General features: G+C 70.4%; 24 protein-coding genes and 1 pseudogene. 15 read left to right on the top strand and 10 right to left on the bottom strand.

Translation table 11 applies throughout. The features are described 5' to 3' along the window. The first annotated feature begins 54 nt into the window (after positions 1–54). The 4 genes and pseudogenes from AMO33_RS24805 to AMO33_RS24795 all read left to right on the top strand — a co-directional run bounded on the left by AMO33_RS24805 (position 55) and on the right by AMO33_RS24795 (position 3,952). Positions 55–528, top strand: a complete 474-nt coding sequence (locus tag AMO33_RS24805; protein WP_139337547.1) for a hypothetical protein — start codon at positions 55–57, stop codon at positions 526–528. Then, positions 518–949, top strand: a complete 432-nt coding sequence (locus AMO33_RS31750) for a hypothetical protein (RefSeq protein ID WP_139337546.1) — start codon at positions 518–520, stop codon at positions 947–949. The genes AMO33_RS24805 and AMO33_RS31750 overlap by 11 nt, the downstream gene beginning before the upstream one ends. Positions 950–978: 29 nt before the next feature. After that, positions 979–1,142, top strand: a pseudogene (locus AMO33_RS32710) (MmyB family transcriptional regulator); the annotation flags it as partial. A 2,390-nt stretch (positions 1,143–3,532) separates the two neighbouring features. Further along, positions 3,533–3,952: a limonene-1,2-epoxide hydrolase family protein gene (locus tag AMO33_RS24795; protein ID WP_060594459.1), complete on the top strand. Its 420-nt coding sequence runs from the start codon at positions 3,533–3,535 to the stop codon at positions 3,950–3,952. 33 nt (positions 3,953–3,985) lie between these two features. Here AMO33_RS24795 and AMO33_RS24790 read toward each other — a convergent pair whose 3' ends face one another. Further along, positions 3,986–4,258, bottom strand: coding sequence for a hypothetical protein (locus AMO33_RS24790; protein ID WP_011211345.1), 273 nt, complete (start codon positions 4,256–4,258; stop codon positions 3,986–3,988). Between the two features lie 451 nt (positions 4,259–4,709). Between AMO33_RS24790 and AMO33_RS24785 the strand changes: the two genes are divergently transcribed. From AMO33_RS24785 to AMO33_RS24775, 3 genes are all read left to right on the top strand, one after another. Further along, positions 4,710–5,984 carry a PhoH family protein gene (locus AMO33_RS24785; RefSeq protein ID WP_371392068.1) on the top strand — a complete coding sequence of 425 codons (1,275 nt, stop codon included), beginning with the start codon at positions 4,710–4,712 and terminating at the stop codon, positions 5,982–5,984. 182 nt (positions 5,985–6,166) lie between these two features. After that, positions 6,167–6,778: an LGFP repeat-containing protein gene (locus AMO33_RS24780; RefSeq protein WP_060594458.1), complete on the top strand. Its 612-nt coding sequence runs from the start codon at positions 6,167–6,169 to the stop codon at positions 6,776–6,778. A 107-nt stretch (positions 6,779–6,885) separates the two neighbouring features. Continuing rightward, positions 6,886–7,752 (top strand): acyl-ACP desaturase, encoded by an 867-nt coding sequence (locus AMO33_RS24775; RefSeq protein ID WP_060594457.1) that lies wholly within the window; start codon positions 6,886–6,888, stop codon positions 7,750–7,752. 136 nt (positions 7,753–7,888) lie between these two features. Here the strand turns inward: AMO33_RS24775 and glyA are convergent, their stop codons facing one another. Together glyA and AMO33_RS24765 are read right to left on the bottom strand one after the other, a co-directional pair. Continuing rightward, entirely contained in the window at positions 7,889–9,184 is a 1,296-nt protein-coding gene (glyA, locus tag AMO33_RS24770) for a serine hydroxymethyltransferase (protein WP_011211349.1), read from the bottom strand. Between the two features lie 43 nt (positions 9,185–9,227). Next, entirely contained in the window at positions 9,228–9,803 is a 576-nt protein-coding gene (locus AMO33_RS24765; RefSeq protein WP_060594456.1) for a TetR/AcrR family transcriptional regulator, read from the bottom strand. Between the two features lie 105 nt (positions 9,804–9,908). On the opposite strand from AMO33_RS24765, the gene AMO33_RS24760 reads away from it, so the two are divergent. Together AMO33_RS24760 and AMO33_RS31745 are read left to right on the top strand one after the other, a co-directional pair. Continuing rightward, on the top strand, positions 9,909–10,355 hold the full coding sequence (locus tag AMO33_RS24760) for a PaaI family thioesterase (protein ID WP_060594455.1): 447 nt from the start codon (positions 9,909–9,911) through the stop codon (positions 10,353–10,355). A 36-nt stretch (positions 10,356–10,391) separates the two neighbouring features. Further along, the gene (locus AMO33_RS31745) at positions 10,392–10,532 is read left to right on the top strand and encodes a hypothetical protein (protein WP_159005472.1); all 141 of its coding nucleotides are present in this window, start codon (positions 10,392–10,394) and stop codon (positions 10,530–10,532) included. 24 nt (positions 10,533–10,556) lie between these two features. Here the strand turns inward: AMO33_RS31745 and AMO33_RS24755 are convergent, their stop codons facing one another. Further along, positions 10,557–11,768: a hypothetical protein gene (locus AMO33_RS24755; RefSeq protein ID WP_011211352.1), complete on the bottom strand. Its 1,212-nt coding sequence runs from the start codon at positions 11,766–11,768 to the stop codon at positions 10,557–10,559. Between the two features lie 191 nt (positions 11,769–11,959). On the opposite strand from AMO33_RS24755, the gene coaA reads away from it, so the two are divergent. Further along, positions 11,960–12,892 carry a type I pantothenate kinase gene (coaA, locus tag AMO33_RS24750; protein WP_011211353.1) on the top strand — a complete coding sequence of 311 codons (933 nt, stop codon included), beginning with the start codon at positions 11,960–11,962 and terminating at the stop codon, positions 12,890–12,892. Between the two features lie 33 nt (positions 12,893–12,925). Here coaA and AMO33_RS24745 read toward each other — a convergent pair whose 3' ends face one another. Further along, the gene (locus AMO33_RS24745; RefSeq protein ID WP_011211354.1) at positions 12,926–13,714 is read right to left on the bottom strand and encodes an isoprenyl transferase; all 789 of its coding nucleotides are present in this window, start codon (positions 13,712–13,714) and stop codon (positions 12,926–12,928) included. Positions 13,715–13,913: 199 nt separating this feature from the next. Here AMO33_RS24745 and trhA point away from each other — a divergent pair, with 199 nt between their 5' ends. Both trhA and AMO33_RS24735 read left to right on the top strand, forming a co-directional pair. Next, positions 13,914–14,537 carry a PAQR family membrane homeostasis protein TrhA gene (gene trhA / locus AMO33_RS24740; RefSeq protein ID WP_050768336.1) on the top strand — a complete coding sequence of 208 codons (624 nt, stop codon included), beginning with the start codon at positions 13,914–13,916 and terminating at the stop codon, positions 14,535–14,537. Positions 14,538–14,629: 92 nt separating this feature from the next. Next, on the top strand, positions 14,630–16,261 hold the full coding sequence (locus AMO33_RS24735; RefSeq protein WP_011211356.1) for an adenylate/guanylate cyclase domain-containing protein: 1,632 nt from the start codon (positions 14,630–14,632) through the stop codon (positions 16,259–16,261). 34 nt (positions 16,262–16,295) lie between these two features. On the opposite strand, the gene AMO33_RS24730 is transcribed toward AMO33_RS24735, so the two are convergent. The 4 genes from AMO33_RS24730 to mca all read right to left on the bottom strand — a co-directional run bounded on the left by AMO33_RS24730 (position 16,296) and on the right by mca (position 20,375). After that, entirely contained in the window at positions 16,296–18,341 is a 2,046-nt protein-coding gene (locus tag AMO33_RS24730; protein ID WP_060594454.1) for a thioredoxin domain-containing protein, read from the bottom strand. A gap of 120 nt (positions 18,342–18,461) precedes the next feature. Continuing rightward, entirely contained in the window at positions 18,462–19,025 is a 564-nt protein-coding gene (locus tag AMO33_RS24725; protein ID WP_060594453.1) for a TIGR03086 family metal-binding protein, read from the bottom strand. A gap of 181 nt (positions 19,026–19,206) precedes the next feature. After that, complete coding sequence (locus tag AMO33_RS24720) at positions 19,207–19,494, bottom strand: hypothetical protein (protein WP_011211359.1); 288 nt, start codon at positions 19,492–19,494, stop codon at positions 19,207–19,209. Further along, positions 19,491–20,375 carry a mycothiol conjugate amidase Mca gene (gene mca, locus AMO33_RS24715; RefSeq protein WP_011211360.1) on the bottom strand — a complete coding sequence of 295 codons (885 nt, stop codon included), beginning with the start codon at positions 20,373–20,375 and terminating at the stop codon, positions 19,491–19,493. Before mca ends, AMO33_RS24720 begins: the two co-directional genes overlap by 4 nt. Before the next feature lie 103 nt (positions 20,376–20,478). Between mca and AMO33_RS24710 the strand changes: the two genes are divergently transcribed. Next, entirely contained in the window at positions 20,479–20,919 is a 441-nt protein-coding gene (locus AMO33_RS24710) for a DUF4307 domain-containing protein (RefSeq protein ID WP_060594452.1), read from the top strand. 313 nt (positions 20,920–21,232) lie between these two features. Next, a complete protein-coding gene (gene greA, locus AMO33_RS24705; RefSeq protein WP_011211362.1) occupies positions 21,233–21,727 on the top strand; it encodes a transcription elongation factor GreA in 495 nt (164 codons plus the stop codon). Positions 21,728–21,811: 84 nt separating this feature from the next. Here the strand turns inward: greA and AMO33_RS24700 are convergent, their stop codons facing one another. Continuing rightward, complete coding sequence (locus tag AMO33_RS24700) at positions 21,812–22,957, bottom strand: cystathionine gamma-synthase (protein WP_060594451.1); 1,146 nt, start codon at positions 22,955–22,957, stop codon at positions 21,812–21,814. Between the two features lie 63 nt (positions 22,958–23,020). On the opposite strand from AMO33_RS24700, the gene AMO33_RS24695 reads away from it, so the two are divergent. Beyond that, the gene (locus tag AMO33_RS24695) at positions 23,021–24,202 is read left to right on the top strand and encodes an acyl-CoA dehydrogenase family protein (RefSeq protein WP_060594450.1); all 1,182 of its coding nucleotides are present in this window, start codon (positions 23,021–23,023) and stop codon (positions 24,200–24,202) included. The last annotated feature ends 82 nt before the right edge of the window (positions 24,203–24,284 follow it).

Below are 24,284 nucleotides of genomic sequence, written 5' to 3'. Positions count from 1 at the left end.
GAGACGCAGCCCGCGAGATCGCGCAGGTTCATCTGCGATTCACGGTGCGGTGCGATGGCTGGATCTGAGGCCAACCGCACGTGGAAGGGTGCGGCCCAGCTTTCGTATCTCGAGACGGGTACTGCGCAGAGCGGTGCAGCGAAGACCCTCGGTGATATTTCCGACAAAGCACGCAGTGCGTTGATGGACTGCGCGGTCGGTGGATTCGCGTTCTATGCGGGCATCCTTGCGATCACAGGCAACTTCCTCATCGGGCTCCTGAGGGCAATCGCTGAATTGGCTTCGGGTGTCGACGCGGGGGTGAGCATCGCCGACATCGCCGCGACCTCTGGAGTGGGCGCAGCGCAGTTGTGGGCTGCGGTCACTGCCCTGACCGCATTCCTCGGCTTGCAGTACAAGGCATACGGCGATATCAACTCGACCCTGTCGGACAACGGCACCTTCCCTGGGGGGCCTGGCCTGCGTCACAAGCCTCAACCTTCGAGGACGCGTCTGTCGAAGGCGACAACGAGTCCAAGTGGAGGCTGAACTGACGACACCACATAGTCCGAAAAAAGTAGCGGCTATCGACGCGATCGTCCGCATACTGAGCTTGCTCGTGGCCGCAGCTCCCGCTGCGCTTTTAGCGGGGACCTTGATGTTCCTCGTCCGCGTGGGTCCAGTTGAGCAATGGGCGATCGGTCTCGCCATCGGTGTCGCGGCGCTGTGCGCAGTAGGATGTTCCACGCGGCCACCCGTGGGACGGTCGAGACTGGCGGTCAAGGCAGGGTTCTACGCCGTGGCCTATCCAGCGGTCGCCATCGCTGGCATCGCAGCACTTGTGGCAGGCTTGAACGAACAGTCATCCAGCATGGGGCTTTGGCTGCTTCCCCTGTATCCCGGACTGATCTTCAGCCTGCATTCGCTCTACGAGCGCTGTACCACAAATCCCGCCGCGATCGAGGATTGACCCAACCGCGACTTGCGTCGACACATCGCACCACCGGCGACATGCACATGCGCCACCCCACCGTGGGCGTGCTGCACGTCGCTACCAGGTCTGGCTCCAGCCGGACAGCCCCGATCACCGGCTCGAGATGTACGCCCCCGGCGACAGCGCTTCCGCAGACGCCCTGCAGCTCCTCACCCAGGGGGCGACGCGAGAAATTCTGCGCGAGTCAGGTATTCGCCGAAACGGTCGTCTGCGTCGGACTCCTCGGCGGCCGTGCCGCTTTCCACTGAACCCCCTGGGCCGGAACAGCGTGCGAACTCGGCAACCTCGAATGGCGGCTTCGGTCACCGTGATCTTGATCGCGCACGTGGTCGCTTCTCGTGCCGAATTACATGGTGCCGCTGGGTCTCCGCGCACGGATGTGGTTGTGGCGCCGAAACCGTTGGCTGGCACGGGCCCATGTGTGACAGTCGTCTGTCCGGTGACGACCTCCTGAGGTAATCCCCGACGACCAGGGGCGCTGAGAACCGTAGCGCCGGGTTGATTTTCGCCGACCTGCGACCGATTCGGCGCTCCTGTCCGAGTGAGGCAGCAGACGAGTGCCCCGTCGATGAGCGTTACCGGCCTTCAGCGGTTTCGGCGCCGAGGACCGGCGGAACCGTCGCGGGCGGTTCCCCGAGTAGTTCCTTCCCTTGGCGGCTGCGGTGGGCCTCGGTGGCAGGGTGCGGGCGGTGGCGGCGGACCGGTGGGAGGGTGAGGCCGACGTCGCCGGTACGGGTCGGGGCCGCCGGACAGGGCGGGGTGCGGCGGGGCGGGCGGGCGGCGGTGGTGCGTCGTCGGCGCCGAGCGCCGGGGGCAACGCCTTCCTCGGCTTGCCCAGAAGTTCGGCCCCGTGGTCGGCGGTGCGCAGGTAGTCGGGTAGGCGGCGGTCCGGCCGGGACCCGTGCACGGGCGGCGGGAACGAGGTGAGGACGCCGGTGTGGGTCGGGTGGTCGGCGGCAGCAGGGCGGGGCGGGTTGGCGGGCTGACGGGCGTCCTGCCCGGTGGCAGGGTGGGACGGAACGGACATGCCGGGAGGCGATGGCGTATCCGTGGTGCGGGGTGTCGTCGGCGTGACGCCGGAATTCTCGGAGGCGGCTGAACCTGAACCAGCGGGGACGGCGGAACTCGCAGGCACACCGGAACCCACCGGCACACCAGAACCCACCGGTACGGGGGAAGCCGCGGGCGCGGGGGAATTCGCGGGAATGGCGAGGGGCGGTGTCGGCGGGCGTTCCGCCGCCGCAGGGCGTCCCGGACCGCCGGTCGACGGCGATCCGGCGGGTAGACCCGATCCCGTCAGGGGACGGAGTGATCCGCCGTCGCTCGGTGGTACGAGTGCCGATGCCCCGGTTGTCGACGCCGGATTCACTCCCGCGACCGGGATCGCTCCCTGTGGCGGGGTCTGGCCGGGCTGCGGCGCGGGCACGGCTCCGGTCGCCGGTTCGGCTATCGGCAGTGCCGTCGCGGCGGGTGTACCCGCCGTCACGGTCTCGACCGTCGACGTTCCCGCGGTGCGTCCGGCGCTCGGCACGTCGACACCGGGACTGTGGGGCGACCGCCCGTGCATCCCGTCGTGGTGTTGGCCGAGGCCACCGATGGCCGCGACGGCGCCCGGCGAAGTTCCGGGCCAGGCCGCGTCGACGACAGCCGCGCGGTCGTGGGGCCACACGGGAGCGGGCGAGCCGTCGGCGGCCCCACCCGGGTGGGGCGGGGCGTCGATCGCGGTCGCAGGGTTTGTGTCGGTCGGCTCCCCCGCCGGCTCACCGCCACCCGGCATCGGACCGGCGGCCGTCCGATCCGGCCACACCGTGGCGACGCGATCCGCCACCACGTCCGCCGCGGCGACCCGATCCGTCACCTCCCCCGGCAACGCGACCGGATCCGGCACCGCCCCGACCTCGATGCCGCCGTCGATGACCGCCGCCGCGCCCGCTGTGGAAGCGCCAGCTCCCCGCGCCTCGCCGGAGTCGGTCATCGGCAGTTCCGGAAACGACCTCGCGATCTCCGCGTACGCCCGCACATACAACTCCCCCATGTCGATCCGCGCCTGTTCCTCCGCACGCTGACGCTCCCGCGCGTCTGCGCTGTCGCCACCGACCTCGGGTATCGCCGCGCGGAAGCGGGCGGCTGCCTCGGACGCGGCCCGGACCGCCTCCGACTGCGCCCCCACCGCTGTGACCAGTGCGTCGAGCCGGGCGAGATAGTCGTGCACCCACCGGCGCGCGGCCGCCGCGGCGGCGCCCTCCCAGTGATCCGTGAACACCCGGCGCGCGACCCCGGCGAGTCGGTCCGCCGCCGTGGCGACCAGCGCTGCCACCCCGGACCAGGTGTCGGCCGCGTGCGCCACCTCCGCGGGCCGTAGCTGGCCGGCCGCCGTCCTGATCCGAGCGTGGGTGAAACTGTGCGGGTTCTCCGCCCCCGCGAAACCTGCCGTGCCCATCGCGTCCCCCTCGCGTCGCAGTTGATCGATATAGACGCGACATGCCGCCCGACGGTTCCCGCGGATTTTCCGGCGGCGGAACCTGCCGGAACACCGCGTCGGGGGCCTACAGTCGAAGCATGTCCGAAGAAGTCGAACTGCGGCAGGACGCGGTCACCACGGTGCGCGAGTTCTTCGCGGCGATGGAGCTGGGCGCGGTGGGTGAGGCGCTGGAGCTGCTGGATCCGCAGGTGGTGTGGAAGAACACCTCGTTGCCGGATCTGCGGGGGGCGCGGGCGCACGCGGTGTTGCGCGGGCTGAACCGGCCCTGGGTCGGGTTCGCGGCCGAGATGCACCACATCGCCGCCGACGGGGACGTGGTGCTCACCGATCGCACCGACATCCTCCGGTTCGGGCCGGTGCGGATCGCGTTCTGGGTGATGGGCACCTTCGAACTGCGCGACGGCCGAATCGTGCTGTGGCACGACCACTTCAGCTGGGAGAACGTCCTGCGCGGCACGGCCGTGGGCCTGGTCCGCGCGCTGCTGCCGGGACGCTGAGGGGTCGCGCCGGGGGTGCTCGGCGCTGTCGGGTCAGGAGTGCTCGGCCAGGTACTGGATGTAGAAGGGGCGCAGTTGGTCGGCCACCGCGCCGTCACCGGCGTGGATGTAGTCGTCGATCAACGGCAGCACGTATTTGATGTCGGCCTCGCTCTCGCCGACATTGCCCGCGGCGGCCTCGGCGGCGGGGATGCGGGTGAGCAGATCCCACAGGTATTTGACGTCGCCGTGCCGCACGGCCGTCTTGACCGCTCGGTCGTGCAGTTCCTTCGACGACAGCTTCTCGAGGTCCTCGTAACCGGCCATGTCCGCGACTCTAACCGGCGCCGCCGACCGCCGCCGCGAGTTCTTCGGCACAGCCCCGATGAGCTGCGTGTTAACGGGAACTTCACCGACACGCCTACCCGATCGCCGAGCGCGCACCGGGCACCGGCCTGTAGCGTCGGTGGTGCGGACCGCGTCGGTGTGGTTCGTACGGGAGGTCCTGACCGTGACTGAGCTACTCAGTTCGAGGGGGCCGGCACCCGGCCCTCGTGGCCGCGACTGACATCGCGCCATCAGGACGGACCGGTCCAGCGAGATCGTTCGCGCGGGTGCCGGGCGAACGCAAAAGGAGCCCACCGTGACTGCTGCACGCTCCGTTTCCGCCTCCTCGGCGACCTCCCATTCCACCGGCACCGGGAAGACCGCCGCTGTCTCGTCCGACTCCAAGGGGGCCCGCTCCTCGCACTCCCAGGCATCCGCCAAGACCTTCGTCATCGACACCTCGGTCCTGCTCTCCGACCCGTGGGCCTTCACCCGGTTCGGCGAACACCACGTGGTGCTCCCGCTCGTCGTGATCAGCGAGCTCGAAGGCAAACGGCATCACCACGAACTGGGCTGGTTCGCCCGGGAAGCCTTGCGCAACCTGGACGATCTGCGTCTGCTGCACGGTCGCCTCGACCAGCAGGTGCCGATCGGGACCGAGGGCGGAACGTTGCAGGTGGAACTCAATCACACCGATCCGTCGGTCCTTCCGGTCGGCTTCCGCACCGAGACCAACGACTCCCGCATCCTGGCCTGCGCGCTGAACCTGGCCGCGGAGGGACGCCGGGTCGTCATGGTGTCCAAGGACATTCCGCTGCGCGTCAAGGCCGGCGCGGTCGGCCTGCACGCCGACGGGTACCACGCCCAGGACGTGGTGACCTCCGGCTGGTCGGGCATGGTGGAGCTGGATGTGGCGTCGAGCCAGATCGACCAGCTCTACGCCGAGTCCGTCATCGACCTGGACGCGGCCCGGGAACTGCCCTGCCACACCGGGATTCGGCTGCTCGGCGGCAGTTCGAGCGCGCTCGGCCGGGTGACGCCGGACAAGCGGGTGCAGCTGGTGCGCGAACGCGAAGCCTTCGGGTTGCACGGCCGTTCCGCCGAGCAGCGCATCGCGCTCGATCTGCTGTTGGACGAGAGCGTCGGCATCGTGTCCCTCGGCGGCAAGGCGGGCACCGGCAAGTCCGCGCTCGCGCTCACCGCGGGGCTGGAGGCGGTGCTGGAGCGGCGCACCCAGCGCAAGGTGGTCGTCTTCCGGCCGCTCTACGCGGTGGGCGGGCAGGAGCTGGGCTATCTGCCCGGCAGCGAGAGCGAGAAGATGGGCCCGTGGGCGCAGGCGGTGTTCGACACCCTCGACGGCCTGGCCTCCCCCGAGGTGATGGAGGAGGTGCTCAGCCGCGACATGCTGGAAGTGTTGCCGCTGACCCACATCCGCGGCCGCTCGCTGCACGACTCGTTCGTGATCGTCGACGAGGCGCAGTCGCTGGAGCGCAACGTGCTGCTCACGGTGCTGAGCCGGCTGGGGTCGGGCTCGCGGGTGGTGCTCACCCACGACGTCGCCCAGCGCGACAACCTGCGGGTCGGCAGGCACGACGGTGTCGCCGCGGTGATCGAAAAGCTCAAGGGGCACCCGCTTTTCGCGCACATCACGCTCACCCGCAGCGAGCGGTCGCCGATCGCGGCGCTGGTCACGGAAATGCTCGAGGAATACGGGCCGAACGCCTGAAACGGGCAAACTTCCAGAGTGTGTTTCATTCCATATTCGGACGGGTAATATCCGCCGAGTTACCTGTTCGGTACGGATTCGGCGTGTCACAGCGTGATTCGCCGGATCGTTGCCGAGTTTCGGCCTAGGCTACGCGCGGCGTCGGCAGGGACGCCGCGCGTAGCAACACGAGAGGGGATGGAATGCACCACCACGCTCGACGTTCGGCTGGATTCATCGCGGCATTGGCGGCAGGCACGCTCATCGTGGCGGGCTGCACCGACGACAGCGACAACGACAACGCGGCGGCCACCGCCACCACCGGTCCGATGGCGACCATGACCACCACCGCGGGCGCGGACGAGACGACCACCGGGGCCGAGGGTGGCACGACCACCGGCACCGCGGGCGCCACGACCTCCCCGGGCGGCGAGGACTCCGAGGCGGGTGAGCAGACCAGGATGGCCACGCCCGACGGCACCGAGGTCACCGTCTCGGGCGACATCTACGACAAGTACATGGCGGTGGGCGGGCCGAGCAGCCCGCTGGGCGCACCGTTGCAGGCCGAGGAGGCCGGCCCCAACGGCGGGAAGTACCAGGACTTCGTCGGCGGCACCATCTACGAGCCCGCCGAAGGTGAGCCGCACATCGTGTGGGGCGAGATCCGCAAGGCGTGGGAGGCCAACGGCGGCGCGAACGGCGAACTCGGCTACCCCACCTCCGACGAGACCGACATCCCCGGCGGCAAGCAGAGCACCTTCACCGGCGGCACCATCACCTGGGTGAACGGGCAGACCAACGTCACCATACGGTAGTGACCGGTCACGAAACGCCCGGGCGCGCGCTGCGGCGCGGCCCGGGCTTTTCACTGTTTGTCGACCGTCCGCCCCACGGGTTTTCCCGCAGCGGCTAGGTTGTCGGTGTGCAAACACTCTTGACCGATCGCGAGTTGTTGGATTCGCTCGCCGACGAGGTGGAACTGAATCTGCATCGTCATGTCGCCGCCGCCGACGAGTGGCAGCCGCACGACTACGTGCCCTGGGACGACGGACGGAATTTCGCGTTCCTCGGCGGTGAGGACTGGGATCCGGCCCAGTCCTCGCTGGGCGAGGTCACCGCGCTCGCGCTCACGGTGAGCGTGCTGATCGCCGACAACCTACCCTCCTACCATCGCGAACTCGGCAAGTACCTGCGCAAGGGCCCGTGGTGGCGCTGGGTGGGCCGCTGGACCGCCGAGGAGAACCGGCACGAGATACTCATCCGCAACTACCTGATGGTGACCAGGGCGGTGGACCCGGTCGATCTGGAACGTGCCCGGATGGCGCACATGACCGCGGGCTTCCGCCGTCCGCCGCTGCACCTGCTCGACGTGCTGGCCAACGCGGCGTTCGAGGAGAAGGCCTCGGCGGTGCGGCACCACACGATCGCCGCGATGGACGAGAACCCGATGGTCACCGCGATCGCCGAGCGCATCGCCGCCGACGACGAGCTGCAGTCGGTGTTCTTCGCCGAACTGGTCTCGGCGGCCTTCGCACTCGTCCCCGATCAGACCATGCGGGCGGTCGCCGACCGGGTCGCGGCGTTCGAGGTGCCGCGGGTCGACCTGCCCGACGGCCGGTCCAGTGACGCGGTGCTGGCCGAGGCGGGCATCTACGACCGCGCGGCCGAGAACGAGAAGGTGTTCGCGCCGCTGCTGCGCACCTGGAACGTCTTCGGGCGCACGGATCTCGGCGATGCGGGCGAGCAGGCTCGCGCCGAACTCGAGCACCTGCGGGTCCTCGCCTCCTGACGGGCCTTCCACCGACGACGAACGGCCGGGTCACCTCCCTCGGACGAGGGGTGCGGACCCGGCCGTTCGCGTTGTCGAGCTGCCCGAGCGGGGCGGCGGCACTGCCGCGCCTCCGACGGCGGTCGTCGGTGCGTGCTCAGCCGAGCAGGTGCCAATCCTCCAGGCCCTGGTAGAGCGGCACGCGCTGGGCCAGCGCGCGCACCCGACCGCGCAGCGTCTCCGCATCGGAGCCGCCCGCCAGCGCGGTGGCGATGATGTCGGCGACCTCGGTGAACTCGGCGTCGCCGAAGCCGCGGGTGGCCAGGGCGGCGGTGCCGATCCGCAGACCGGAGGTGACCATCGGCGGCCGGGGGTCGAACGGCACGGCGTTGCGGTTGACGGTGATGCCGATCTCGTGCAGCAGGTCCTCGCCCTGCTGACCGTCGAGCTGGGAGTTGCGCAGATCGACCAGCACCAGGTGCACGTCGGTGCCGCCGGTGAGCACGCTGATGCCCTTGTCGGCGACGTCGGCGCCGGTGAGTCGCTCGGCCAGGATCTTCGCGCCCGACAGGGTGCGCTGCTGGCGGTCGCGGAACTCCTCGGTGCCCGCGATCTTGAAGGCCACCGCCTTGGCCGCGATCGCGTGCATGAGCGGACCGCCCTGCTGGCCGGGGAAGACCGCGCTGTTGATCTTCTTGGCGAACTCCTGCTTGGCCAGGATCAGGCCGGAGCGGGGACCGCCGAGGGTCTTGTGCACGGTGGAGGAGACGACATCGGCGTAGGGCACCGGCGAGGGGTGCAGGCCCGCGGCGACGAGACCGGCGAAGTGCGCCATGTCCACCCACAGGTAGGCACCCACCTCGTCGGCGATCGCGCGGAAGGCGGCGAAGTCCTGGTGACGGGGGTAGGCCGACCAGCCCGCGACGATCACCTTCGGCTTGGCGCCGAGCGCGATCGTGCGCACCTCGTCCATGTCGACGCGGTGGTCTTCCTTGCTCACCCCGTAGGAGTGCACCTCGTAGAGCTTGCCGGAGAAGTTCAGCCGCATGCCGTGGGTGAGGTGGCCGCCGTGCGCGAGGTCGAGGCCGAGCAGCCGGTCGCCGGGATCCATCAGCGACATCAGCACCGCCGCGTTGGCCTGCGCGCCGGAATGCGGCTGTACGTTGGCGAATTCGGCGCCGAACAGTTCCTTGGCGCGCTCGCGGGCCAGGTTCTCGACGACGTCGACGTTCTCGCAACCGCCGTAGTAGCGACGCCCCGGGTAACCCTCGGCGTACTTGTTGGTCAGCACGCTGCCCTGGGCCTGCAGCACCGCGCGCGGCACGAAGTTCTCCGAGGCGATCATCTCGAGAGTGTCGCGCTCGCGGGCGAGTTCGCCTGCCATCGCGGCCGCGAGCTCGGGATCGAGCTCACCGAGAGACTGGGTATTGACAGAGGCGGTCGTCTGCGTCACGGCCTCAGTCTATGGGGGCGCCGGTGGCGTGCGGCGCACGGGGTTACCGGCCCGGCCCCGCCGTCTCCGCGGCCAGCAGCACGCGCAGATTCTCCGCCACCTCGTCGAGCGGGCGGATCGACTTGCTCGCCCTGGCCAGCACGATCGCGCCCTCGACCGAGCTGAAGGCGAACCCCGCCAGCGACCGCGCCCGGTCCGCGGGGATGCCGGTGCCGGCCAGCGCGGCGGCGAGCTTGCGGGTCCAGTCGGCGAAGGCGTCGGCGGCGGCGGCCTGCACGCCGGGCTCGGATTCGGCCAGTGCCGCGCCGACCACCGGGCAGCCCGCGGTGAACTCGCTGGACTCCAGCAGCCGCTTGCCCCAGGCCACCAGTGCGGTCACCCAGTCGGCGGGCGTCCCGGTCGCCGTCACCCGCTCCAGGTAGGCGGACAGGCGCCCGGCGGCGACCCGGGTGGACACCTCGACCAGTTCGCTCTTGCCCGCCGGGAAGTGCTGGTAGAGGGAGTTGCGCGAGGTGCCGGTGCGTTCGAGCAGGGCGGCGAGTCCGGCGCCCTGCACGCCCTGCTCGCGTACCAGGGCGATGGTGCCTTCGATCAGTCGGTCGCGCGGTCCCACGGTCATCCGCCGTCCTCCTCCGCCGTGCCGGGCGCTTGCGTGAACCGATCGGTCCATGTTGCAATCATCGCAGATGTGGACCGATCGGTTCACCGAAAGGACGTGACTGCCATGACTTCCTCCGTCGATCTCGCCGGCCTGTCCGGCCTTGACCTGCTGCGCACGGCCATGACCATGCCGGACCGCCCGCCGTTCATCGGCGACCTGCTCGGCATGGAGGTCGACGAGATCGAACACGGCCGCGTGGTCTTCGCGGTGCGGACCCGCCAGGACTTCGCCAACCCGCTCGGCACCACCCACGGCGGGATCTGCGCCACCCTGCTGGACTCGGTGATGGGCTGCGCGGTGCACACCACCCTCGAGGCCGGGGTGGGCTACACGACTCTCGAACTCAAGATCAACTACATCCGGGCGGCCCCGACCGACGGTCGCCGGCTCACCGCCACCGGCACCACCATCCACGTGGGCCGCACCACCGCCACCGCCGAAGGACGGGTCGTCGACGAGGACTGCAGGCTGGTCGCGCACGGCACCACGACCTGCGTCATCTTCCGCTGACCGGTAACACCGGGCCCGCCCGCCACGGTTGACCGGGTGACCGACTCCCCAGCGAGAAGAGGCGACATGCTGCACCCGGTCTCCGTGCCGAACAACCCCGTCGAAGCGCTGCTACGGCAGCTGTCCCTGCTGCTGTGCGGCCTGTCGTCCGGCGAGGGCTGCGTTGTCATCCAGTAGGTCGCCGGACCCCCGACCACGACCTCAGACCGAGGCGCTCAGTTCCCGCCGCACCGCGGCGGGCGTGAGCGGCTCGTCGAGCAGCCTGCGGAACCGCTCGCCGCGTTCGGCCGGGTCGCCCGCGCGGTCGAGCCAGTCGCCGAGCAGTCGGTAGCCCTCGACGTAGGTGCTGATGTATGCCCGCCACAGCGGCGAGGACAGGAAGCGCAGCTGCTGGCGCGCGCGGTCGGGCGTCACCAGGCTCCAGCGCTGCAGGAACTCCGCGACTTCGCGTTCGTCCCGGCGCCGGTCGTGCAGCAGCAGCGCGGCGTCCTGGCGCACCGACAGCAGCTGCGCCGAGGCCTGCGCCAGCCGCTCGGCCCGCTCCCCGTCGAAGCGCAACCCCAGATCCGCGTAGATCTCCTGCGCCCACCGGCCCCAGCCCGGGCCCACGATCGAGCGCAGCGCCAGGTCGGCCAGGCCCTCGGCCATCAGGCACTGCGGGGTGTTGACCAGGAACAGCGTCTGCTCGGCCTGTCCGGCCGCCACCAGCCCGGCCTCCTTGCGGCAGTGCTCGGTGTGATGGCCGGGGTAGGACTCGTGCGCGATCAGATGCGGCAGGTTCGCCATGTGCTGTTTGAGATCGGAGTTGATCGCGACCCGGGAGTGGAAGTTGCCCAGGTAGTAGTTGAAGCCGGACCAGGGCTTGTCCCCCACCACCTCGTAGGTGACGTGCTCGTGGTCGGGCAGCGGGTAGCGCTCGCGCACCTTCTCCCGCAGCGCGCTGGAGAACGCCTCCACGCAGGCCGAAAGCCGTTCCGGGGGAATCTCGTCGGCGCGGCGGTGGGCGGCGATGCGTTCGGCCAGCATGCCGTCCCCGGCCAGCACCTCGTCCATGCGGCGGTGCGCGTCCAGGTAGTCCTCGACGTTGCCGGGGGCGATCTCGACGTCGAAATAGGCGCGCACCTCGTCGACGAATCCGATGTCGTCGCCGGCGAATTTCCGTCCCGAGCATTCCAGCGCGCGCAGATGCGCGTCGAGGAATTCGACCCGCTCGGCGGGCAGGCCGGAATCCGGTAGGGCGGCGCGCAATTCGGCGGCGCGGCGGGCCAGCTCGCGCGGCTGCGGCGCGGGCGCGTTCGCCACCTCGCGGCGCAGCGCGGGGTCACCGGTGTAGGCGTCGACGAAGCCTTCCTCGAGCCGGTCGAAGGCCAGGCCGAGGCGCAGATATTCGGTCACGAGCGGATGCGCATCCATGTCCGCGACCCTACTGCGCGCGGCACCGCCCTGTCCGCCGGTGTACCAGCGGTTACCAACCGGTAGCGGTACCCCCTGTTTCCCGTCCCGATACCCGGGAGGACAATCCGATCATGCGGCGAGAGCTGGTCCGGATGTCACAGTGCCGACCCGGCATGTGTGCGTGTTTGCCGAAACGGAGCGTCGGGTAAGTGGCACGAATGAGCGAGCCGAGCCCCTATGTGGAATTCGATCGCAAGCAGTGGCGAACACTGCGCAAATCGACTCCCCTGGTGCTCACCGAGGAAGAGCTGATCGGCCTGCGCGGTCTCGGCGAACAGATCGACCTCGAGGAGGTCGCCGAGGTCTACCTCCCTCTCGCTCGACTGATCCACCTCCAGGTCGCCGCGCGGCAGCGCCTGTTCGCGGCCACCGCCACCTTCCTCGGGGAGAAACACCCGGATCGGCAGGTGCCCTTCGTGATCGGCGTGGCGGGCAGTGTGGCGGTCGGCAAATCGACCACCGCGCGCGTGCTGCAAGCCCTGCTCGCGCGCTGGGAGCACCATCCGCGTGTGGATTTGGTCACAACGGATGGATTCCTCTATCCCACCGCCGAACTCACCCGCCGCGGCATCATGCACCGCAAAGGATTCCCGGAGAGCTACGACCGCCGCAAACTGCTGCGGTTCGTCACCGAGGTGAAATCCGGCGCCGAGGAGGTGTGCGCACCGGTCTATTCGCACATCTCCTACGACATCGTGCCGGGCAAGCTGCACTGTGTCCGCCAGCCCGACATTCTCATCGTCGAGGGACTCAATGTGCTGCAGACCGGTCCGCGGTTGATGGTCTCGGATCTGTTCGACTTCTCCATCTATGTCGACGCGCGTATCGAAGACATCGAGAAGTGGTATGTGCAACGCTTTCTCGCGCTGCGCAAGACCGCGTTCGCCGATCCCGACGCGCACTTCCACCACTATGCGAGCCTGACCGACGAGCAGGCCACGCTCGCCGCGCAGGAGATCTGGAACTCGACCAACCGGCCGAATCTGGTGGAGAACATCCTGCCGACCCGCCCGCGCGCGACGCTGGTGCTGCGCAAGGACGCCGACCACAGCATCAACCGGTTGCGCCTGCGCAAGCTCTGACCGCCGCCCGGCCGCGGCGCGGAAGGCGCTGCCTCACACGCCGAATCGCCGGTGCCGTGCCGCGTAGTCGCGCAGGGCGCGCAGGAAGTCCACGCGCCGGAACTCCGGCCAGTACACCTCGGTGAACCAGATCTCGGAGTAGGCGCTCTGCCACAGCAGGAAACCCGAGAGCCGCTGCTCGCCGGAGGTGCGGATGACCAGGTCCGGGTCGGGCTGGCCGGAGGTGTACAGGTGCTGGCCGATGGCGTTGACGGTGATCGACTGCACCAGGTCCTCGCCGGTCTCCCCGGCCGCGATCTCCTGGCGCACCAGCGAGCGCACCGCGTCGGCGATCTCCTGGCGCCCGCCGTAGCCGACCGCCACGTTGACGTGCACGCCGCGCCTGCCCTCGGTCTGCTCGGCGGCGGTGCGCATGCGTTTGGCGATCAGTTCGGGGAAGCCGTCGAGCGAGCCGACGATGCGCACGCTCCAGTCGCGCTCGGGCGCGGACAGTTCCTCGACCACGTCGGTGATGACCTCGAAGAGGGTCTCGAGCTCCTCCGGGTCGCGCTGCAGGTTCTCCGTCGAGAGCAGGTAGACGGTGACCATCTCGATGCCCGCCTGCGAGCACCATTCGACCAGTTCGGCGATCTTCAGCGCACCCACCCGGTGCCCGTGGCTGACGTCGGTGAAACCGTTCTCCCGGGCCCAGCGTCGGTTACCGTCGCACATCACCGCCACATGGCGGGGATGTTGTCTGCCGGCCAGCTGCTTGACCAGCCGGGCCTCGTAGATGCGGTACGGCAGGCCACGCACCCGGTTCCGAAACTCCACGGCGACCAACAGTACGCCTCGTCACTGTGAAACCGGCAGCGACTGCGTTACCCCGTGGAGGAGTGGTTACCCGCCCAAACCTACGGTACCGTAGGTTACTCACCGGTCTCCAGGAGGTACGTCCGTGTCCGAAGCAACCGGGGCCGCCGACGCCGCCCTCGAGGCGGCCTCACCGGCCGAGGCGCTCGACGCGCTGGTGAAACCGCGGATGCGCGGGTGGATCCACACCTGGGCACTCGCCGTCGCCGCGGTCGCTGTGGCAGTGCTGGTGGCCACCGCGGCCACCGTCTCCGCCACCGCCGGGTGGTCCACGCTGATCTACGGCGTGACCGTGTGCGGACTGTTCGGCATCAGCGCGGTCTACCACCGCGTCACCTGGCGCACCCCGCGCACCCGGATCCGCATGAAACGCGCCGATCATTCGATGATCTTCCTGTTCATCGCCGGAAGTTACACCCCGTTCGCGCTGCTCGGCCTGCCCGGGCGCACCGGTCAGGTGCTGCTCGCGGTGGTGTGGGCGGGCGCGCTGGCCGGGGTGGCGCTCAAGCTGCTGTGGCCGACCGCGCCGCGCTGGGTGGGGGTGCCGCTGTACCTGCTGCTCGGCTGGGCCATCGTGCCCGTCGCCGGGCAGCTGCACGGCGCCGTCGGCTGGGTGCCGCTGCTCCTGCTGCTCGCCGGCGGCCTGATGTACAGCGGTGGCGCGATCCTCTACGCCACCAAGTGGCCGAACCCGTGGCCGGAGGTGTTCGGCCACCACGAGTTCTTCCACGCCGCGACAGTGCTGGCCGCGCTGTGCCACTACGTGGCGATCTGGCTCGTCGTCCTGGGCTAGCGGGGTGCGCGGCGATTAAGCTGCTGAGTCGTGTCCCCCGTGTCCCGCACGCCGCGTCGACGGCGAACGACCCGAGCAGGTGTGCTCCGGTCGTGATCGCCAAGCTCGTCGTCTGGGCGCTCAAGGCCCGGTGGGGGCTGGCCGCAGTGGTCATCACCGCGAACATGACCGGCCTCGCGGTCATCGTCACGCAGCTGTGGCTCAGCGGCTTCCTCGGCAGGCTCGGCCCCGACTGGCGGCACACCCTGACGATGGTCGCCGTCTACCCGATCATCGGTCTGCTCATCGGCGTCGGCCTGGCCGTCCGCGACCGCAACGTCTACTTCCGCTGGCTCAACGAGGCGCGCAAACCCACCCCGGAGGAGGCTCGCAAGGTCCTGCGGCTGCCGATCGCGATCACGGCCAGGGCACTGGCGCTGTGGATCCCCGGCGTGATCATCGCGACCTCGATGTTCTCCCAGTTCACCCCGCACAACAACACGGCGGTGACGGCGGCGCTGTTCACCCTGGGCGCCTTCGAATCCGCCGCCGTGACCTTCCTCATCGTGGACCGGCTGATCCGCCCGACCATCCCGGTGGTGGCGCGGGTGCTCGGCGCGACCATGCACTGGAGTTCCTCGGTGCTGGTGCGGGTGGTGGTCACCTGGGCGGTCTCCGGGGCCATGCCGCTGGTCATGCTGATCGTGGTGCTGGCCGACCCGGCCGCCGGCGCGCCCGACCGCATCCGCACCGCGATCTACCTCTCCGGTGTCGGCATCGCCGTGGGCGCGCTGGCCACCACCTTCCTGGCGCGCTCGGTCGCCACGCCGATGCGGACGCTGCGGCTCGCGCTCGACCGCATCAGCAAGGGCGAGACCGACGTGCGGGTGCCGGTCGGCAGTGCCAGCGAGGTGGGCCGGTTGGAGCACTCGGTGAACGAGCTGGCCGCCAACCTGCGCGAGCGCGACCGGATGCGCGACGTCTTCGGAAGGCATGTCGGCGCCGAGGTGGCCGAACGCGCGCTGGCGGGCGGGCTGGACCTCACCGGGGACGTGCGGGTGGTCTCCGCGCTGTTCGTGGATGTGACCGGGTCGGTGGCGCTGTCGACGGAGCTGGCGCCGCAGGAGTTCGTCGCCAAGCTCAACCGGCTGCTCTCGATCGTGGTGGCCGCGACCGAGGACAACAACGGCCTGGTCAACAAGTTCGAGGGCGACGCGGCGCTGTGCATCTTCGGCGCGCCGATCGCGCTGCGCGACAACGCCACTCCCGCGCTGCGGGCGGCCCGGCGGATCCGGGACGAGGTGACCGCGATCGGCGAACTCGACATCGGTATCGGCGTGGCCCGCGGGCAGGTGTTCGCCGGTGACGTGGGCACCGACACCCGGCTCGAGTACACCGTGATCGGAGACGCGGTGAACGAGGCGGCGCGCCTGACCGCCGAGGCCAAGCGGGTGCCACGGCGAATCCTGGTCAGCCGCGCGCTGATCGAGGCCGCCGCCCCGCACGAACGGGTGAAGTGGACCGCCTACCGGCACATCCTGCTGCGCGGCATGCCGGTGCCCACCGCGACCTGGACCGACATCGAGACGCCCGCCCGGCCGTCGCCTTGCGAGGACCGGTGGAAGACCACGGGCGACGGCGCGGAGTCGGGTACCGGCCACGGCTCACGGCGCCTGCCGATGAGCGGGATGACCGAGATCCGCGCCGCCACCCCGCAGCACGAGCAGCCCGACGGGCCGCCCTGACGGCGGGCTCCCGCGCCGGCGCCGACGGGCGCACTCAGACGCGGGCGAGAGCCTCCCGCAGCGCCTTCTCGTCGGTCACCGGCAGATCGCAGACCGAGCCCCGGCAGACGTAGGCGGCTGCCGCTCCCGAGACCGGCGCGCGATCGGCCAGCAGCGGCGCCGAACCGCTCTCGCCGGCGAGGATCACCGATCCGCCCGGCGCGGCCCGCCGTGCGGTGCCGAGCAGGGCCTCGGCGGCCGACGACCGCTCGGCGGGCACCGCGACCGCCACCTGGATCGGCCCGCGCACCGCGGCCTCGGCCACCGCCAGCCACTGCCCGGCCGAGCGCGGGGCCCTGGCCAGCACCAGCGCACCGCGGGTGAGGGTCTGTTCGGCCGCCTCCCGGTAACGCACGGCGCGCTCCGGGTCGGCCAGCGCGGCGGCGGTGAGCAACGCCTCGGCCAGCGCGGAGGCACCCGCCGGGGTGGCGCCGTCGATCGGATCGCGCGGGCGGGCCACCAGCGTCTCGGCGTCGTCGGCGGTGTCGAACCAGTTGCCCGGCGCCTCCGGGTCGGCGAAATGGGCGATGGCGCTGTCGAGCAACACCTGGGCCGGTTCGAGCCAATCCGCCTGGCCGGTGGCCTGATACAGCGCCAGCAGGCCGGTGACCAGCCACGCGTAGTCCTCCAGCACACCGGGTGAGGTGCCCGCGGTGCCGCCGAGCGAGGCGCGCCGCACCCGCCCGTCACGGACGTGCTCGGCCAGCAGGAAGCGGGCACAGGCGGCGGCCGCCTCGATCCAGGCGGGCTCGCCCAGCGCCGCGCCCCCTTCGGCCAGCGCGGTGATCGCCATCCCGTTCCAGGCGGTGACCACCTTGTCGTCGCGGGCGGGTTGCGGGCGCCGGTCGCGGGCGGCCCGCAGTACCGCGCGGACGCGCTCGAACCGCTCCGGATCGTCGGGCTCGGCCCGCCGGGTCAGCACCGAGGTGCCCTGCTCGAAAGTGCCCGCCGTCGTCACCCCGAAGACCTCGGCGGCCCACGCGCCGTCCTGCGGGCCGAGTTCGGCGACGAGTTCGGCGGGGGTCCACACGTAGGTGGCGCCCTCGACGCCGGGACCGTCCGGCTCCAGGTGGGTGTCGGCGTCCAACGCGGAGGCGAAGCCGCCGTGCTCGGTGCCCAGATCGTCGAGCAGGAAGCCCGCCGTCTCCCGGGCGACCCGCGCCGCCAGATCGGACCGGTCCGGCACCGTGCGGCGGGCCAGGTGGGCGTAGGCGCGCAGCAGCTGCGCGTTGTCGTAGAGCATCTTCTCGAAGTGCGGCACCAGCCAGCGCTCGTCCACCGAGTACCGGGCGAAGCCGCCGCGCAGCTGGTCGTAGATGCCGCCGCGGGCCATCGCCTCGGCCGTGCGGCTCACCACGCCGTACACGGCCGGGTCGCGGGTGCGTTCCCAGCTGCGCAGCAGGCCCTCGAGCAGCGCCGACGGCGGGAACTTCGGCGCGCCGCCGAACCCGCCGTGCTCGCGGTCCTCCTCTCGCACCACCGCCGCCACCGCGTGATCGAGCAGCTCCGGGGCGATCCGCAGCTCCCCCTCCGGCAGGCCGGAACTCTGCGCCCGCAGCGCCTCGGCCACCTGGGCGGAGGCGCGGTCCACCTCGTCGCGCCGGTTACGCCAGGTGTCGGTGACGGCGGTGAGCAGCTGGGTGAACGACGGCATGCCGCCGCGCGGGGTCTTCGGGTAGTAGGTGCCGCAGTAGAACGGCTCGCCGTCGGGGGTGAGGAAGCAGGTCATCGGCCAGCCGCCCTGCCCGGTCATGGCGACCGTGGCGTTCATGTACACCGCGTCGAGATCGGGCCGTTCCTCCCGGTCGACCTTCACGCACACGAAGTTCTCGTTCATCAGCGCGGCGGTCGCGGGGTCGGCGAACGACTCGTGCGCCATCACATGGCACCAGTGGCAGGAGGCGTAGCCGATCGACAGCAGGATCGGCACGTCGCGTTCCTTGGCGGCGGCCAGTGCGGCGGGCTCCCACTCCCACCAGTGCACCGGGTTGTCCGCGTGCTGGCGCAGATACGGCGACGTCGCGGCGGCCAATCGATTCATGGTTCCAGCCTTCCACACCCGCGCGGAAACGGGTCAGGACACAGAGTGCCCGGCGACCGCCGATCCACGCGGCCGCCGTGCCGGTCCCCCGGGCCGCCTGCTACCGGGTGCGCCGGCCGGTCACCACTTCCGGCCGGTGTAGGCGAGCAGCTTGCGGTGCGCGGGCGCGTCGTCCTCGACCGGCAGCTCCGCACCGAAAGCGCCCAGCGCCCGGTAGGGGTCGATGCCGTGGTAGGCCAGCATCGTCTCCAGCAGGTGCGCGCACATCGCCTCGTCGACGAGGTCCACCCGGTCCACCGCCACCGCGACGTCGAGGCCGTGCACCACGAGTTCGGTGAGGTGCACCAGCGCCGCCGCGGGCGCGGGCGCCGGGCCGATCGGTAGGTGCAGGGTGGCGGTCGGCACGTCGGGGCGGCGCCAGGCCGCGCGATCGATCTCCGCCGCCGCGGCATAGGCGGCCTGCGGGTCCGAACCCAGCCAGCCCTGCGCGGTGCCCGCACCGGAGTCGTTGTCGCTCAGCTTCGCCGCGAAGGTGTGCATACCGCCGACGAGATGGTTCAGCACCGTGCGCACGTCCCAGTCGGCGCACGGTGTCGGTGCGGTGAGCCGGTCGTCGTCCACCGCGGCGACGATCGCGGCGGTGGTGTCCAGAGCGGAATCGATCCGGCCGAGCACAGTGTCCATGGGCGTCCTTCGGTCGTGGGGAGGGCGGCGGCGGTCGAGCGGCGGCGCCGGTCGAGCGGGCCCGCCCGTTCGAGTGGCAGCATCTAACCACGGGCGGGCGACCGGCGACAGGTGCCGCGACGAGCGTGGTGGCGGGTCGAAAAGGCTTGCGGCGCACCGTTGTGCGCCGTCAGCAGGGGAATCAGCCGCGGTCGGGCTTCGGCGAGCGATCGGTGCCGGTGTCGGGTTCGGCGGTGTCCTCCAGGCGCACCGCTCCGGGGTCGGTGCCCTCGTCGGCGGCCTGATCCGGCTCGGGATGCTCGGGTTCGAAGGTGGGCGGCAGATTCTTCAGGTGCCGGTTCATCGACCGCACCAGCAGGAAGGTGCCCACCAGCAGGAGCAGCACGATGGCCAGCCCCAGCGGCGACGCCTTACCGAACTCGGGCCCGGTCGGCGTGCCCGGTGTCTGCGCGAGAAGCTCGAGAATCACCGCTGCGCGTCCTCGATACCGGCGAACAGGTCGGTCTCCGGGATGGAGGTGCGCACCCGGGTCTTGGCCAGCTCGAACTCCTCGGTCGGCCACAGCCGCTGCTGCATCTCCAACGGGATGGCGAAGAACGCGCCGTTGGGATCGATCTGGGTGGCGTGCGCCCGCAGGGCGTCGTCGCGCTGCGGGAAGTACTTGCCGCACTCGATCTGGGTGGTCACCCGGCCCATGATGTCGCCGCGGTCACCCGCCCGTTCCTTGATCCGGTCCAGCCAGCCCTGCAGCGGGAACTGCTGCCCGAGCCGCTCGTACTCCTCGGCGAACACCTCGAGGCGGCGCCTGCTGAAGCCGTGGTCGTAGTAGAGCTTGAGCGGCGTCCACGGCTCACCGGCGTCCGGGAACCGCTCCGGATCGCCCGCGGCCTCGAACGCCGCGACCGACACCTCGTGGCAGCGGATGTGGTCCGGATGCGGGTAGCCGCCGGTCTCGTCGTAGGTGGTCATCACGTGCGGCTTGAACTCGCGCACGACGCGCACCAGCGCCTCGGTGGCCTCCTCCAGCGGGACCAGCGCGAAGCAGCCCTCCGGCAGCGGGGGCAACGGGTCGCCCTCGGGCAGGCCGGAGTCGACGAAGCCGAGCCAGGTGTGGCGCACGCCGAGCGCGCGGGCGGCCGCGGCCATCTCTTCGCGGCGGATCTCGTGGATCCGCTCGAGCACACCCGGGGTGTCCATCGCCGGGTTGAGGATGCTGCCGCGTTCGCCGCCGGTCAACGTCACGACCAGGACCTCGTGGCCCTCGTCGGCGTATCGGGCGGTCGTCGCGGCACCCTTGCTCGATTCGTCGTCCGGGTGGGCGTGCACCGCCATGAGGCGAAGGCCACTCACGTCTCGTTCACCATCGCTCTCGGTCGCGGGTGTCTGGTCTTCGTTACCTATAGTTCCATTCGAGTCTCCGTTGTTCCGACCTACCCCCCGGGAGCGAGCCGTCATGAGCGATCCGGTGCCGACCAGCGTCACCGCGCGTCCCGCCGATCGCTACGGCACCCGCCCGCGCGGCCCGCGCCGGTGGCTGGCCCCCGTCCTGGCATCGGTGGTGCTCGCCGCCGGTCTCGTCGTCGCCTACCTGGGCTTCCAGAAGTACGGCCCGGACGAGATCCAGGCCGAACAGCTCGGCTACACCGTCGTCGACGACTCCACGGTCTCGCTGCGGTTCAAGCTGACGCGCGCGCACCCGGACCGCGCGGTGGTGTGCTTCGTGCGCGCGATGGACCGCGACACCGCCGAGGTGGGCAGGCGCGAGGTGCTCGTCCCCGGCTCCGAGCACGGCACGCTGGAACTCACCACCACCATCCGCACCTCGACCCGGGCCGCGTCGGGCACGGTCTACGGCTGCAGCGAGGACGTTCCGGCCTATCTCCGGGTCGGCTGAACCGGCGCCGCGGACCCGCGAAATCGCCGACCGACCGGGCAAAAATAACTTCCTACCTGCATATTTTCGATTCATGCTAAAATAGCGTGATACACGGTTCCGTGCCTCGGAGCCGTGTTTGCTGCATTGGCGGCCGGCGCAACGCGGTCACGGGTTCACGGGTTCATCCGAGACCGGGCCTGGCGGGGTAGGAAGGACCACCCCCGGGTATTGCTCCAGCCGCCTGCTGGTGCATGTCCACCTTCGGGTGGGTAATGCCCCGGTTATCAGGGAATCCCGGCGCGCCGGGAACAACTACGAGGGAGTGATCGAGATGACCGAGACGAATGTGACCTGGCTGACCCAGGAGTCGCACGACAGGCTCAAGAGCGAACTCGACGCGCTCATCGCCAACCGTCCGGTCATCGCCGCGGAGATCAACGAGCGTCGCGAAGAAGGCGACCTCAAGGAGAACGGCGGATACCACGCCGCGCGCGAGGAGCAGGGCCAGCAGGAAGCCCGCATTCGTCAGCTGCAGGAGCTGCTGAACAACGCCAAGGTCGGCGTCGCGCCGACCAAGTCCGGCGTCGCGCTCCCCGGCTCGGTCGTGAAGGTCTACTACGACGGTGACGAGAACGACACCGAGACGTTCCTCATCGCCACCCGCGAGGAGGGCCTCGGCCACTCGGACCTCGAGACCTATTCGCCCAACTCCCCGCTCGGCGGTGCCCTGATCGATGCGAAGGTCGGCGAGACGCGCGAATACACGCTGCCCAACGGCAACACCATGAAGGTGACCCTGGTCAGCGCGGAGCCCTACCACGGCTGATCCGTCACAGCCCCCGAACCCGGCCCGTACGCAAGCGGCCGCACTCGGTGTCGAGTGCGGCCGCTTCGTCATCTCCGTGGTCCCCTACTTCGCCAGCGCCTGCTCGACGTCGGCGAGCAGATCCGCGGCGTCCTCGATGCCGACCGACAGCCGCACCAGGTCCGCGGGCACTTCGAGCTGGGAGCCCGCGGTGGAGGCGTGCGTCATCGCGCCGGGGTGTTCGATCAGCGACTCGACCCCGCCCAGCGATTCGGCGAGGGTGAAGATCTTCGTCCGCGAGCAGAAGTCCAGTGCCGCGTCCCGGCCGCCGTGCAACCGGACCGAGATCATGCCGCCGAAACGACGCATCTGCTTGTCGGCGACGGCGTGGCCGGGATGCTCCGGCAGGCCCGGGTAGATCACCTTGGATACCGCCGGGTGCTTCGCCAGGAAACCGGCGATGGCCTCGGCGTTGTCGCAGTGCCGCTCCATCCGCACGGCCAGTGTCTTGGTGCCGCGCATGGTGAGGTAGGCGTCGAACGGGCCGGGCACCGCGCCCGCGCCGTTCTGCAGGAAGGCGAAGGCCGCGTCCAGCTCCGGATCGTTGGTGATCAGCGCGCCGCCCACCACGTCGGAGTGCCCGCCCAGGTACTTGGTGGTCGAGTGCACGACCACGTCGGCGCCGAGCACCAGCGGCTGCTGCAGATACGGGGTAGCGAAGGTGTTGTCCACCACCAGCTTCGCGCCCGCGGCGTGCGCGATCTCGGCGAGGGCCGGGATGTCGCCGATGCTCAGCAGCGGATTGGTCGGCGTCTCCACCCACACCAGCTTGGTGTTGGGGCGGATGGCCGCGCGCATGGCGTCGGTGTCGAAGACGTGGGCCGGGGTGTGCTCGATGCCCCACTGGCTGAAGACCTTGTCGATCAGCCGGAAGGTGCCGCCGTAGGCGTCGTCGGGGATGACGATGTGGTCGCCGGGGCGCAGGGTGGCGCGCAGCACGCAGTCGGTGGCGGCCATGCCGGAGGCGAAGGCCCGGCCGTGCGCGCCCGATTCGAGGGCGGCCAGGTTGGCCTCCAGGGCGCTGCGGGTCGGGTTGCCGGTCCGGGCGTACTCGAAGCCGCCGCGCAGGCCGCCGACACCGTCCTGGGCGAACGTCGAGCTCGCGTAGATCGGCACGTTCACCGCGCCGGTCTGGGGATCGGGATCGAATCCGGCGTGCACGGCCCTGGTGGAGAATCCCAGCTCGCTCATGCGACCAGCCTAGAGGGCGGCCATCGGCGCCCGACGGCGGAGGGGCCACTCTAGGCTCGGGGCATGGTGACGGTGGAGGAACTCTTCGCGATCGACAGCCTGCTCGACGACGAGGAACGCGAGATCAGGAAGACCGTGGCGGCGTTCGCCGCGCAGCGGCTGCGCCCGCACGTGGCCGACTGGTTCGAGGCCGGGACCTTCCCGGCGCGCGAAATCGCGCCCGCGCTCGGTGAGCTCGGCCTGCTCGGCATGCACCTCGAGGGTTACGGCTGCCCCGGCCTGTCGGCGACGGCCTACGGGCTGGCCTGCCACGAGCTGGAAGCGGTGGATTCCGGCCTGCGCAGCATGGTCTCGGTGCAGGGCTCGCTGGCCATGTCGGCGATCCACAAGTTCGGCTCGGAGGAGCAGAAGCAGCGGTGGCTGCCGTCGATGGCCGCGGGCGAGGCGCTGGGCTGTTTCGGCCTCACCGAACCCGATTTCGGCTCCAACCCGGGCGGCATGCGCACCAGGGCGGTGCGCGACGGCTCGGACTGGGTGCTGAACGGCTCGAAGATGTGGATCACCAACGGCTCGGTCGCCGATGTGGCGGTGGTCTGGGCCTACGCCGTCGAGGGTGGGGACGCCAAGCCGGTGGTGCGCGGATTCCTGGTGCCCACCGATACACCGGGCTTCACCGCCCGGGAAATGCGCCGCAAGCTGTCGCTGCGCGCCTCGATCACCGCCGAACTGGATCTGGACGAGGTGCGCCTGCCCGCCGACGCGGTGCTGCCCGGGTCGAACGGGCTGGCCGCGCCGCTGGCGTGCCTGAGCGAAGCCCGCTTCGGCATCGTGTTCGGCGCGCTGGGCGCGGCCGCCGACTGCCTGGCCGCCACCATCGATTACGCCCGCTCCCGTGAGGTGTTCGACAAGCCGCTGGCCGCCTACCAGCTCACCCAGGCCAAGATCGCCGACATGGCGCTGGAGTACGGCAAGGGCATGCTGCTCGCGCTGCACCTGGGCCGGGCCAAGGACGCGGGCCGGATCACCGCCGAGCAGATCAGCGCGGGCAAGCTCAACAGCACCAGGACGGCGATCGCCATCGCCCGTGAATGCCGCACCGTCCTGGGGGCCAACGGCATCACCCTCGACTATCCGGTGCTGCGCCATGCCAACAACCTGGAGTCGGTGCTCACCTACGAAGGGACCTCGGAGGTGCACCAGCTGGTGCTCGGCCGCGCCCTGACCGACGCGAATGCCTTTCGCTGACAAACTCTTTCGACATCGGGTGTGCCGGCTAGCCGGAGACCACCGCGAGCGCAATCGGTGAAATATCACAGTTCGATAAATG

It is taken from the genome of Nocardia farcinica (genome assembly GCF_001182745.1).
Taxonomy (GTDB): domain Bacteria; phylum Actinomycetota; class Actinomycetes; order Mycobacteriales; family Mycobacteriaceae; genus Nocardia; species Nocardia farcinica.
Note: the sequence above shows the minus strand (reverse complement) of the source record. Positions and strands in the feature narration are given on the sequence as shown.

Excerpts from the sequence above, each read along its gene's own strand:
- AMO33_RS24805 (WP_139337547.1), top strand. The coding sequence starts at position 55 with ATGGCTGGATCTGAGGCCAACCGCACGTGGAAGGGTGCGGCCCAGCTT.
- AMO33_RS24795 (WP_060594459.1), top strand. The coding sequence starts at position 3,533 with ATGTCCGAAGAAGTCGAACTGCGGCAGGACGCGGTCACCACGGTGCGC.
- AMO33_RS24790 (WP_011211345.1), bottom strand. The coding sequence starts at position 4,258 with ATGGCCGGTTACGAGGACCTCGAGAAGCTGTCGTCGAAGGAACTGCAC.
- AMO33_RS24780 (WP_060594458.1), top strand. The coding sequence starts at position 6,167 with ATGCACCACCACGCTCGACGTTCGGCTGGATTCATCGCGGCATTGGCG.
- AMO33_RS24765 (WP_060594456.1), bottom strand. The coding sequence starts at position 9,803 with ATGACCGTGGGACCGCGCGACCGACTGATCGAAGGCACCATCGCCCTG.
- AMO33_RS24760 (WP_060594455.1), top strand. The coding sequence starts at position 9,909 with ATGACTTCCTCCGTCGATCTCGCCGGCCTGTCCGGCCTTGACCTGCTG.
- AMO33_RS24755 (WP_011211352.1), bottom strand. The coding sequence starts at position 11,768 with ATGGATGCGCATCCGCTCGTGACCGAATATCTGCGCCTCGGCCTGGCC.
- trhA (WP_050768336.1), top strand. The coding sequence starts at position 13,914 with ATGCGCGGGTGGATCCACACCTGGGCACTCGCCGTCGCCGCGGTCGCT.
- AMO33_RS24730 (WP_060594454.1), bottom strand. The coding sequence starts at position 18,341 with ATGAATCGATTGGCCGCCGCGACGTCGCCGTATCTGCGCCAGCACGCG.
- AMO33_RS24725 (WP_060594453.1), bottom strand. The coding sequence starts at position 19,025 with ATGGACACTGTGCTCGGCCGGATCGATTCCGCTCTGGACACCACCGCC.
- AMO33_RS24710 (WP_060594452.1), top strand. The coding sequence starts at position 20,479 with ATGAGCGATCCGGTGCCGACCAGCGTCACCGCGCGTCCCGCCGATCGC.
- greA (WP_011211362.1), top strand. The coding sequence starts at position 21,233 with ATGACCGAGACGAATGTGACCTGGCTGACCCAGGAGTCGCACGACAGG.
- AMO33_RS24700 (WP_060594451.1), bottom strand. The coding sequence starts at position 22,957 with ATGAGCGAGCTGGGATTCTCCACCAGGGCCGTGCACGCCGGATTCGAT.
- AMO33_RS24695 (WP_060594450.1), top strand. The coding sequence starts at position 23,021 with ATGGTGACGGTGGAGGAACTCTTCGCGATCGACAGCCTGCTCGACGAC.